Origin of the sequence: Phenylobacterium sp. (assembly GCF_030680185.1) — a bacterium.
Taxonomy (GTDB): domain Bacteria; phylum Pseudomonadota; class Alphaproteobacteria; order Caulobacterales; family Caulobacteraceae; genus Phenylobacterium.
The window spans coordinates 1-3,831 of sequence record NZ_JAUXVZ010000067.1 but is presented as its reverse complement, the minus strand read 5'-3'; the positions used below and the strand labels follow the sequence as shown (position 1 = coordinate 3,831).

The following is a 3,831-nucleotide window of genomic DNA, read 5'->3' as shown; positions in this document are numbered from 1 at the left end:
CGCCCCAACCCCTCCCCGCAAGGGGGAGGGGCTCTGATAAGGAGATTTCTCCATGGACTTCAGCTTCACAGACGAACAGTCGATGCTGCGCGACACGGTCGCGAGCTATCTGGCTGACAACTACGCCTTCGACGCCCGCCGGGCGGCGATCCGCAGCGAGGCCGGCTGGCGGCCGGAGGTCTGGAAGGCCTTCGCCGAGGAGCTCGGCATTCTCGGCGCGCCCTTCTCCGAAGAGCTGGGCGGCCTCGGCGGCGGCCCGGTGGACAACATGGTCGTCATGGAGGAGTTCGGCAAAGCCCTGGTCGTCGAGCCCTATATGGGGACGGTGGTGATCGGCGGCGGCTTCCTCAAGCATTCCGGTCATGGCGGGGCCCCGGACCTGATCGAGAAGATCATCGCCGGCGACGCCATCTTCGCCTTCGCCTATGCCGAGCCCCAGGCCCGCTACACCTGGCAGGACCTCAAGACCACCGCGGTCAAGGACGGCTCGGGCTATGTGATCAACGGCCAGAAGGCGGTCGTCATCGGCGCGCCCTGGGCCACCCACCTGATCGTCACCGCCCGCACCGGCGGCGGCCAGCGCGACGCCCAGGGCGTCTCGGTCTTCCTGGTGGACAAGAACGCCAAGGGCGTGACCACCCGGGACTACCCCACGGTGGATGGCCAACGGGCCTCGGAAGTGACCTTCGAAAACGTCTCCGTCGGCGTCGACGCCCTGATCGGCGCGGAGGGCCATGGCCTGCCCCTGGTCGAGAAGGTGATGGACGAGGCGATCGCCGCGACCTGCGCCGAGGCCTGCGGCGTGCTGCGCCGCCTGCAGGAAGGCACGGTGGAGTACACCCGCACCCGCAAGCAGTTCGGGGTCCCGATCTCGTCGTTCCAGGTGCTGCAGCACCGGATGGTCGACATGTTCATCCAGCTCGAACAGTCGATCTCGATGACCTACATGGCCACGATCCGGCTTTCGGAAGAGGCGAACGCGCGGGCCCAGGCCGTCTCGGCGGCCAAGGTGCAGATCGGCAAGGCCTGCCGCTTCGTCGGCCAGAACGCCGTCCAACTGCATGGCGGCATGGCGATCACCGACGAGATGGCCATCGGCCACTACTTCAAGCGCGCGACCATGATCGAGGGGGTCTTCGGCTCCACCGATCACCACCTGGCCCGCTATGAGGCCCTGTCCTTCGGCAAGGCGGCCTGAGACTGAATCGACCGCGCCGCCCGGTTCGCGTCCGGGCGGCGCGCATTCGCCTTGCCTTGCGCCTGGGAAGCGGGCTTAAGGCCCAGCCATGGCCCTGCGCGACTTCGCTCTGATCGTCCTCGTCTGTCTGGTCTGGGCGACCAACAACATCATCTCGAAATTCGTGGTGGCCGATCTGGCGGTGCCGCCGCTGTTCTATGCCGCCGTGCGCTTCGCCCTGGTGGCGCTGATCACCCTGCCGTGGCTCTTTCCCATGCCTCGTCCGCGCTGGCGGCTGCTGGTGGTGGCCCTGCTGATGGGCGGCGGCAATTTCGCATTACTGTTCATCGGCCTGCAGACCGCCACGGCCTCGGCCGCCGCGGTGGTCATCCAGCTGGGCGTGCCGATCACGACCCTGCTCTCCATGGTGATGCTGGGCGAGCGCGTGCGCTGGCGCCGCGGCATCGGCATTTCCCTGACCCTGGCCGGCGCGCTCACGGTCATGTGGGATCCGGGCGGCTTCGTGGTCTCGACCGGCCTGCTGTTCGTGGTCGCCGCCGCCTTCCTGGGGTCGCTGGGCGCGGTGATGATGAAGCAGATGGGCGGCGTCCGGCCCCTGCAGTTCCAGGCCTGGGTGGGCTTCGCCTCCTTCTGGCCGCTGGCGGCGCTGTCCTTCTTCCTGGAGCCCGCGTCGATCCCTGCGGCCGAGGCCGCGGGCTGGCCGTTCATCGCCGCGGTGGTGTTTTCCGCCGTCGTCGTCTCGGTCGCCGCCCACACCGCCTATTACGGCCTGATCCAGCGTTATGAGGCCAACCTGATCTCGCCGCTGACCCTGATGACGCCCCTGGCCACCATCGCGCTCGGCGTGCTGATCATGAGCGATCCGTTCGGGCCGAAGATGGCCATCGGCACGGCGGTGGCCCTGGCCGGGGTGCTGATCATCGCGCTCCGGCCCAATCAGGTCGCCCCCCTCTTGCTCGCCTGGCGAAATCGCGCCGAATAGGGCCATGGACATCATTCCCGCCCCGTCGCCCAACTTCAATGAACGTCCCGGCCCGCCGGACATCGTTGTCATGCACTATACGGGCATGGAAAGCGGCGAGGCCGCCATCGCCCGCCTGCGCGATCCCGAGGCCAAGGTCAGCTCCCACTATGTGGTGGAAGAAGACGGCCGTATCTTCACCCTGGTGGCCGAGGAACGCCGGGCCTGGCATGCCGGCGTCTCGTTCTGGAAGGGCGAGCGCGACATCAATGGCCGCTCAATCGGGATCGAGATCGTCAATCCGGGCCACGAGTTCGGCTATCGACCCTTTCCGGACGCCCAGATCGCTGCGGTCATCGCGCTGACCGCCGACATCCGCACCCGCTGGATGATCGCCGACGGCGACATCATCGCCCATTCCGACGTGGCCCCGGCCCGCAAGATCGATCCTGGCGAGCTCTTTCCCTGGAAGACCTTGGCGCAGGCTGGCCACGGCCTGTGGGTGGAGCCCGATCCCGCCCCCGGCGCGCCCTTGGCGGAGGGCGCCGAAGGGGCAGGCGTGTTCGCCTTCCAGGCTGGCCTGACGCGGCTGGGCTATGAGTGCCCGCCGTCCGGACAGTTCGACAGCGCCACCACCACCGTTGTCAGCGCCTTCCAGCGCCATTGGCGACCCCATCAGGTGGATGGGATCGCCGACGGCGAGACCCGCGCCCGGCTGATCGCCCTCCTGCGGGCCCAGGCCTGATGCATCCGGCCGCGCCCTTCCGGGTGGGGGATACCGAGGCGATCTTGGCGCACCTCGCCGCCCATCCCCTCATGGCGGTGTTCGCTGTTTGTGAGGCAGGCCATCGCGTGGCCCATACGCCCGTCATCCCGCGCACGGACGGGGAGGGGATCGCGCTGGACTTCCACCTTTCGCGCAACAACGCCCTGACGGCGGCTTTCGCGCGCGGCGCTGTGGCGCTGGCGGTGTCTCAGGGGCCGGACGCCTATGTGAGCCCCGACTGGTATGCGGCGGCCGACCAGGTCCCGACCTGGAACTATCTCAGCGTCGAGGCGGAGGGAGAGGTCGCCTCCCTCGACGAGGTGGGGCTTGTGGCCCTGCTGGACGATCTGTCGGCCCAGGAGGAGGCGAGGTTGGCGCCGAAGGCCCCCTGGACGCGACACAAGATGTCGCCCGGTCGTTTCGAGGCGATGCTGGCTGGCATCCAGGGCTTCCGGCTGCGGCCCCATCGCCTGGAAGGCACGTTCAAGCTTTCGCAGAACAAGCCGGCCGACGAGCGGGCTCGGGTGGCGGCTGCGCTCGCCGATCACCCTGTCGCGCGGCGAATGGGACGTATTCCCACCGATTGACACCCTTGACCGCGGGCGACCCTGCGCCCACTGATCGCCGCGGATCAGACGGCTGGGCGGCCGCGGCCGCTTCGGCGGTCGAGGAAAGTCCGGGCTCCACGACGACATGGCGGCGGGTAACGCCCGCCGGGGGCGACCCCAGGGAAAGCGCCACAGAAAGCAAACCGCCTCTCTTCATGAGAGGTAAGGGTGAAAGGGTGCGGTAAGAGCGCACCGCGTTGGCGGCGACGTCGACGGCACGGCAAGCCCCGCCAGGAGCAAGACCGAATAGGGATTCCGCGCCGGCGCAAGCCGGTAGGGCCGTCGTTGGCCTGAGGCG

At 68.5% G+C, this 3,831-nt stretch carries 4 protein-coding genes and 1 other RNA gene; all 5 read left to right on the top strand.

The annotated features are described in order from the left end of the window. The first annotated feature begins 52 nt into the window (after positions 1-52). Positions 53-1,198 carry an acyl-CoA dehydrogenase family protein gene (locus tag Q8L83_RS18430; protein ID WP_305289596.1) on the top strand — a complete coding sequence of 382 codons (1,146 nt, stop codon included), beginning with the start codon at positions 53-55 and terminating at the stop codon, positions 1,196-1,198. An 88-nt stretch (positions 1,199-1,286) separates the two neighbouring features. Then, complete coding sequence (locus Q8L83_RS18425) at positions 1,287-2,180, top strand: DMT family transporter (protein ID WP_305289594.1); 894 nt, start codon at positions 1,287-1,289, stop codon at positions 2,178-2,180. A gap of 4 nt (positions 2,181-2,184) precedes the next feature. After that, positions 2,185-2,904, top strand: coding sequence for an N-acetylmuramoyl-L-alanine amidase (locus Q8L83_RS18420; RefSeq protein WP_305289592.1), 720 nt, complete (start codon positions 2,185-2,187; stop codon positions 2,902-2,904). Beyond that, a complete protein-coding gene (locus Q8L83_RS18415) occupies positions 2,904-3,512 on the top strand; it encodes an FMN-binding negative transcriptional regulator (protein ID WP_305289591.1) in 609 nt (202 codons plus the stop codon). Before Q8L83_RS18420 ends, Q8L83_RS18415 begins: the two co-directional genes overlap by 1 nt. A gap of 44 nt (positions 3,513-3,556) precedes the next feature. Then, positions 3,557-3,831, top strand: an RNA gene (rnpB, locus tag Q8L83_RS18410) — RNase P RNA component class A; the annotation flags it as partial.

Excerpts from the sequence above, each read along its gene's own strand:
- Q8L83_RS18430 (WP_305289596.1), top strand. The coding sequence starts at position 53 with ATGGACTTCAGCTTCACAGACGAACAGTCGATGCTGCGCGACACGGTC.
- Q8L83_RS18425 (WP_305289594.1), top strand. The coding sequence starts at position 1,287 with ATGGCCCTGCGCGACTTCGCTCTGATCGTCCTCGTCTGTCTGGTCTGG.
- Q8L83_RS18420 (WP_305289592.1), top strand. The coding sequence starts at position 2,185 with ATGGACATCATTCCCGCCCCGTCGCCCAACTTCAATGAACGTCCCGGC.
- Q8L83_RS18415 (WP_305289591.1), top strand. The coding sequence starts at position 2,904 with ATGCATCCGGCCGCGCCCTTCCGGGTGGGGGATACCGAGGCGATCTTG.